Source organism: Corynebacterium tuberculostearicum SK141 (assembly GCF_000175635.1).
Taxonomy (GTDB): Bacteria; Actinomycetota; Actinomycetes; order Mycobacteriales; family Mycobacteriaceae; genus Corynebacterium; species Corynebacterium tuberculostearicum_C.
The window spans coordinates 425,834-432,284 of sequence record NZ_ACVP01000023.1; the positions used below are offsets into that span (position 1 = coordinate 425,834).

Sequence of the window (6,451 nt, forward strand, 5' to 3'; positions counted from 1 at the left end):
GCTACTTCACTAGGGTATGGAGCCAACCGTGGGTATCCTCCACTGCGCCGCGCTGGATTCCGGTGAGGCGCTCGCGCAGGGCCATGGTGATCTCACCCGCTTCGTTGCCATTGACCTGGAAGTCGGCAGAGTCTCCCATCACGTGGCCCACCGGAGTGATAACTGCGGCAGTGCCACAGGCAAAGACCTCTGACATAGCGCCGGATTCGGCATCGCGCTGCCACTCTTCGGTGGTGATGCGGCGCTCGGTGACCTTGTAGCCCAAATCCTGGGCTACCTGCAATAGGGATTCGCGGGTAATGCCGGGCAGCAAGGAACCCGATAGTTCTGGTGTAACAATCTCCGCGCTATCACCAGAGCCATATACAAACATCAGGTTCATTCCGCCCATCTCCTCGATGTAGCGGCGCTCGATGGCGTCCAACCAGACCACCTGGTCACAGCCCTTTTCATCCGCCTGGGCCTGCGCCAAGAGCGAGCCTGCGTAGTTGCCCGTAAACTTGGCCGCGCCGGTGCCACCGGGTGCTGCGCGCACGTAGTCAGTGGACAGCCACACCGAAACTGGTTTAATCCCGCCGCTGAAATAGGAGCCCGCTGGGGAGGCAATGAGCACGTAGCGGTAGGAATTGGCGGGGTGAACGCCCAAGGAGACCTCGGTGGAAATCATAAACGGGCGCAGGTACAGCGCTGCTTCCCCGCCGGCTTCTGGTACCCAGTCCTGATCCACCTCCACCAATTGGCGCAGGGACTCAATGAAATCTTCCTGCGGAAGCTCGGGCATAGCCAGGCGCTCAGCAGAATTGATAAAGCGCTGCGCATTGTGGTCCGGCCGGAAGGTAGCGATAGAACCATCCGGCTGACGGTAGGCCTTGATGCCTTCAAAGATTGCCTGCCCATAATGGAATACGTTGCTGGCAGGTTCCATGGTCATCGGTCCGTACGGGCGCACCTGAGCATCGTGCCAGCCCTTTTCTTCGGTCCAGTCAATGGTGACCATGTGGTCCGTAAAGTGCTTGCCAAAGCCGGGGTTGGCGAGGATCTCTCTCAATTCTTCCGCGGACGTGGGGTTATCGGTACGAGTTATCGTGTAATCAAGCATGCCCACAATCTACCCCTTTATCTATAGCGAGGCAGGAATAAGTTCATCGCCGCGCGGTACAGTGGAGGGAAGATTGATAAGCCTTTCCATAAAGGAGGACACAATGGCACAGACCGATCTACCCGCACGCGGCCACTTTCCCCAGGTAAAGCTGGGAAAGAAGGTTCCTAAGAAAGCAGAAGCACTGCTGATCGCTGCATTCGAGGGCGAAGGCGGCCTTGAGCTGCCAGGCACCGATCTGCTTGGGGGCGCAGCGCTACGCTCCACTTATGAAGCATTGGTGGCCGTAGGGGCCTCTGGCAAGGCCGGTGAGGTTACGCGCGTGCCGGCTCCGGCCAAGGCGGGCGTGGCCTCCATCATCGCCGTTGGCTTGGGCGATGCGGAAGAAGTAGACGATGAGACGCTGCGCCGCGCTGCCGGCCAGGCCGCGCGTTCCATCACCAAGGTGGGGGCCGTAGCCACCTCGCTAGGCGATTTTGGCGTCGCCCCAGTGGTAGAAGGCCTCATCCTCGGCGGCTATAAGTACTCTGGCCTGCGCTCCGAGTCGGCCGCGGAAACCACCACTTTCACCGTGGTGGCGGAAAAGTCCGCACAAGAGGAATTCGACAGCGCCAAGATAACCGCCGAGTCCGTCCTCATCGCTCGCGATCTGGTCAATACCCCTTCCAACCTGCTCTACCCAGAAACGTATGCCGAATTCCTCTCTGCCCAAGCAGCAGAGGCCGGCCTTGAAGTCGAGGTCTTGGATGAAAAGGCGCTGGAAAAGCAGGGCTTTGGTGGCATCATGGCCGTCGGTCGCGGATCCGCCCGCCCGCCGCGCTTGGTCCGCTTGAGCTGGAAGCCGAAGAAGGCCAAGCGCCACGTCGCTCTGGTGGGCAAGGGAATCACCTTCGACACCGGCGGAATTTCCCTGAAGCCGGGCGCCAAGATGTGGGACATGATTTCTGACATGGGCGGTTCCGCTGCAATGGCCGCCGCCATCATCGCCGCGGCAAAACTGAACCTCAAGGTGGGCATCACCGCTACCCTGCCGCTGGCGGAAAACATGCCGGGCAGCGATGCTACCCGCCCAGGCGATGTCATCACCCACTACGGCGGCATTACCTCCGAGGTTCTCAACACTGACGCGGAGGGCCGCCTTGTGCTTGCCGACGCCATTGCGCGCGCCAGCGAGGACATCCCCGATTACCTCATCGAAACCGCCACCTTGACCGGCGCCCAGATGGTCGCCCTGGGTGAGCGCACCGCCGGCGTGATGGGCTCGGAAGAATTCCGCGATCGCATGGCCGAGATTGGCCGAGAGGTGGGCGAAAAGGCATGGGCCATGCCTTTGCTAGAAGAACACGAGGAATCCGTGAAGTCCGCCAGCGCCGATATCCGCAATATCAACGCCAAGCGTGAGGGCGGCATGGAATACGCCGGCACCTACCTCCAGCACTTCGTGGGCGAGGGAATCGAATGGGCTCATATCGACGTGGCAGGCCCTTCCTTCAACACCACTGGTGCCTATGGGTACACGCCGAAGATGGGCACGGGCGTGCCTACCCGCACGGTGGTTGCCGCCCTGCGCGAGATTGCTGAATCAAAGTAGCACCACAGCAGGCTTAGTGCGTTTAGAATCCTAGAAGCATGAAGCCTGCTTTAATCATCGTTGACGTACAACATGACTTCTGCCCCGGCGGTGCCTTAGGCACCGAGCGGGGCAATGAGGTCGCTGCAAAAATCGCCTCCCTGCAACAGGGCTACGAAACCGTCGTAGCCACGCAGGATTGGCACATCGATCCGGGTTCTCACTTTTCAAAGGACCCGGATTTTGTCGATTCTTGGCCGGTGCACTGCGTAGCCGAGTCCCACGGCGCAGCCATGCATGAGGCCATCGGGCCGGCGCAAGCCTACTTCCGCAAGGGCGAATACACCGCCGCCTATTCCGGATTCGAAGGCGCTGCAAACGGCACCTTGCTCGCTGACTGGCTGCGCGAGCGCCACATTGACGCCGTGGATATCGTGGGCATTGCCACCGATCACTGCGTGCGTGCCACGGCCGCCGACGCCCTTAAAGAGGGCTTTGCCGTCCGCGTATTGCGTGAATATTGCTCCCCAGTGGACGAAGCCCGCGGCGAGGCCGCGTTGCAAGAGTTGGCCGCCGCCGGCGCCATCATCTGCTAAACACAGGAAAACGCCTACGGCCCTCGAACCGAATGTGGTCCGAGGGCCGCTGGCGTCTCTCTACAAGGTGTTTCCATGTATCGGCTAAAGTAGCCGCCCTCTGGAAACGGGAGGGGTTCTCTCTATCTCTCTCGCATGCGCTCTCTCAAACGCATGAATTAAGTATGGAATGCCGATATTGGATCCGGGTGTCAAGTACCTGAAAGTTTCCTGTTGAATTGTGCCACCAAGGCTCCTACTACCTCACCTCGGCAAATGCGTCTCCACCAAATTGGCGAAAGCTCTGCGCTACGCGAGACGATTGTTATAGGGTGATCTGCGTCCCCACGGGTGCCCGAGCACGGGCTGAGAGTGCGCTAAAGCTGCGCATAGACCGTTCGAACCTGTTTGGTTAATACCTACGAAGGAAGAGAGGAGCGCTTGCCATGACGGCTGCCCCAGAAAACCACCCTAAGCATTCCTATTCCCCCATTCACCACGACGGTCTAGAAGTTCCAGAGACCGAAATCCAACTGGATGATTCCCCACAAGGCCCCAATGAGCCCTTCCGCGTCTACCGCACGCGTGGGCCAGAATGCGCACCTGAAGTGGGGCTACCGGCCCTGCGCAGCGAGTGGATTAGCGAGCGCGGAGATACCAAAGAGTACGCCGGTCGCGGCCGCGAGCTGGCTGACGATGGACGTGCCGCACAGCGCCGCGGGGCGTCTTCCCAAGAGTGGAATGGCTCTAAGCGCCCGCCGCTTAAGGCTCAGCTCGGGCGCCGCGTAACTCAAATGCACTACGCTCGCCAAGGAATCATCACCCGCGAAATGGAATTCGTAGCACTGCGTGAGCACTGCGATCCGGAATTCGTTCGCGCTGAGGTAGCTCGCGGCCGCGCCATTATCCCTAATAATGTCAACCACCCCGAGTCTGAGCCCATGATCATTGGGCGAAAATTTCTCACCAAAATCAACGCCAATATTGGTAACTCCGCGGTTACCTCCTCCATCGAGGAAGAAGTGTCCAAACTGCGCTGGGCTACCCAGTGGGGCGCGGACACCGTAATGGATCTTTCCACTGGTGACGATATCCACACCACCCGCGAGTGGATTCTGCGCAATTCCCCAGTTCCCATTGGCACCGTGCCTATTTACCAAGCATTGGAAAAGGTCAATGGCGTGGCAGAGGATCTGACCTGGGAAATCTTCCGCGATACCGTCATCGAGCAATGCGAGCAGGGTGTGGACTATATGACCATTCACGCCGGTGTGCTCTTGGCGTATGTACCGCTAGCAAGCAATCGCGTGACCGGCATTGTCAGCCGCGGTGGCTCCATCATGGCGGGATGGTGCCTTGCTCACCACAAAGAGTCATTTCTGTACGAGCACTTCGATGAGCTGTGCGAGATTTTCGCTCAATACGATGTTGCATTTTCGCTTGGCGACGGCCTGCGCCCCGGCAGCCTTGCCGATGCCAACGACGCCGCCCAATTTGCAGAGCTAAAGACTATCGGCGAGCTTACCCGCCGCGCCTGGGAGTATGACGTCCAAGTCATGGTGGAAGGCCCCGGACACGTGCCGCTCAACATGATTCAAGAAAACAACGAACTCGAACAGGACTGGGCTTCAGATGCCCCCTTCTATACCCTCGGCCCTCTAGTTACCGATATCGCCCCTGGCTATGATCACATCACTTCCGCCATCGGTGCCGCCCATATCGCAATGGGTGGTACAGCCATGTTGTGCTATGTCACGCCGAAGGAGCACTTGGGACTGCCCAACCGCGATGATGTAAAAACTGGCGTCATTACTTATAAGATTGCGGCGCATTCAGCGGACGTGGCCAAGGGACATCCAGGCGCCCGCGCTTGGGACGATGCCATGAGCAAGGCCCGCTTTGAATTTCGCTGGAATGACCAATTTGCGCTCTCCCTCGACCCAGAGACCGCGCAGGCCTATCACGATGAAACGTTGCCTGCTGAGCCAGCAAAGACCGCACACTTTTGTTCCATGTGTGGGCCGAAGTTCTGCTCCATGCGCATTAGCCAAGACATCCGCGAGATGTTCGGCGGGCAAATGGCCGAGCTGGGCATGCCGACGCTGGGCGAGCAGGTCCACGCGGCAGCCCACGGCTCAGCACCTGAGGAAGGTATGCAGGAAAAATCCGCCGAATTCCGCCGCAACGGGTCTCAAATTTATGTACGCGAGGATGCTGACCTAGCTTAGCTCTCGCCCTGTATCGGGATTTTCGCCGCGCTCAAATCGGGCGCGGCGTTGCCTTTGCTCTTCCCTTTTGCGCAAGATGCGCTGCCTTTCCATGCGATCGCGCATGCGCTGCGGATAGCCGGTTTCTTCTACATCATAAATATCGCAGCTCAAAAGTTTGGCCACCGCATCGATGCCCTTTGGCCCGCCGATACGACGGCGAATGAACTCGCCGTTTTCATCCACAACAACAACGGACATCTCATTGACTACCGTTTCCGGCTCCACAAAGGCTTCTACAAAAGCCTTTCCGGCGGCCCACTGTTGCAGATCCTGCGCGTCTTCCGGGCGGACGGTCTCCCCCGGTCCGCGGGGTGGTCGCAGCGACGATCTGGACTTATTGCGGCGGAAAGGGTTGAACATAATTGCCTAGCTTACCCGGAAGGAGGGTAGTTACTAACCCCACATCTGCACGAGGGTGAGCATCACGCTGTAAGATTGTCGGGTAGCGATAGAACACTTCCAACTTTCGAGGAGTCTTATAACTCATGGCGAACTCCGTTGAGATGCCCGAGCTGGGCGAATCCGTAACCGAAGGCACCATCACGCAGTGGCTCAAGTCCGTCGGCGATACCGTCGAGGTAGACGAACCATTGCTCGAGGTCTCCACCGACAAGGTCGATACCGAAATCCCCTCCCCCGTAGCCGGCACCATTATTGAAATTAAGGCTGACGAGGATGACACCATCGAGGTTGGCGAAGTCATCGCCATTATCGGTGACGAGGATGAGGCAGGCTCCGCATCCAACGACTCCTCCGCTGATAAGGGCGAGGAAGAAGCAGAAGAAAAGAAGGAAGAGCCGAAGGCTGACTCCTCCAACGGCGGCTCCGGCGACGCAGCCGACGTGGAAATGCCAGAACTCGGCGAATCCGTCACCGAAGGCACCATCACCCAGTGGCTGAAGTCCGTTGGCGACACCGTCGAGGTAGACGAACCACT

6 protein-coding genes and 1 riboswitch are annotated in these 6,451 nt (G+C 58.9%); of the genes, 4 read left to right on the forward strand and 2 right to left on the reverse strand.

Annotated elements, in window-relative coordinates; translation table 11 throughout:
- Nucleotide 1: 1 nt before the first annotated feature.
- On the reverse strand, nt 2–1,099 hold the full coding sequence (locus CORTU0001_RS08485; protein WP_034668554.1) for a branched-chain amino acid aminotransferase: 1,098 nt from the start codon (nt 1,097–1,099) through the stop codon (nt 2–4).
- Nucleotides 1,100–1,202: 103 nt separating this feature from the next.
- Here CORTU0001_RS08485 and CORTU0001_RS08490 point away from each other — a divergent pair, with 103 nt between their 5' ends.
- The 3 genes from CORTU0001_RS08490 to thiC all read left to right on the forward strand — a co-directional run bounded on the left by CORTU0001_RS08490 (nt 1,203) and on the right by thiC (nt 5,472).
- Entirely contained in the window at nt 1,203–2,690 is a 1,488-nt protein-coding gene (locus CORTU0001_RS08490) for a leucyl aminopeptidase (protein WP_005328954.1), read from the forward strand.
- 38 nt (nt 2,691–2,728) lie between these two features.
- Nucleotides 2,729–3,265, forward strand: coding sequence for an isochorismatase family protein (locus CORTU0001_RS08495; protein WP_005328956.1), 537 nt, complete (start codon nt 2,729–2,731; stop codon nt 3,263–3,265).
- Between the two features lie 316 nt (nt 3,266–3,581).
- Nucleotides 3,582–3,692: riboswitch (TPP riboswitch) on the forward strand.
- Complete coding sequence (gene thiC, locus CORTU0001_RS08500) at nt 3,691–5,472, forward strand: phosphomethylpyrimidine synthase ThiC (protein ID WP_005328979.1); 1,782 nt, start codon at nt 3,691–3,693, stop codon at nt 5,470–5,472. It overlaps the preceding riboswitch by 2 nt.
- On the opposite strand, the gene CORTU0001_RS08505 is transcribed toward thiC, so the two are convergent.
- Nucleotides 5,464–5,874: a hypothetical protein gene (locus CORTU0001_RS08505; protein WP_005328980.1), complete on the reverse strand. Its 411-nt coding sequence runs from the start codon at nt 5,872–5,874 to the stop codon at nt 5,464–5,466. The two genes, thiC and CORTU0001_RS08505, sit on opposite strands and share 9 nt — an antisense overlap.
- A gap of 125 nt (nt 5,875–5,999) precedes the next feature.
- On the opposite strand from CORTU0001_RS08505, the gene CORTU0001_RS08510 reads away from it, so the two are divergent.
- Nucleotides 6,000–6,451, forward strand: a 452-nt coding sequence (locus CORTU0001_RS08510; protein WP_005328981.1) for a biotin/lipoyl-containing protein, incomplete at its 3' end; no start/stop codon positions are given.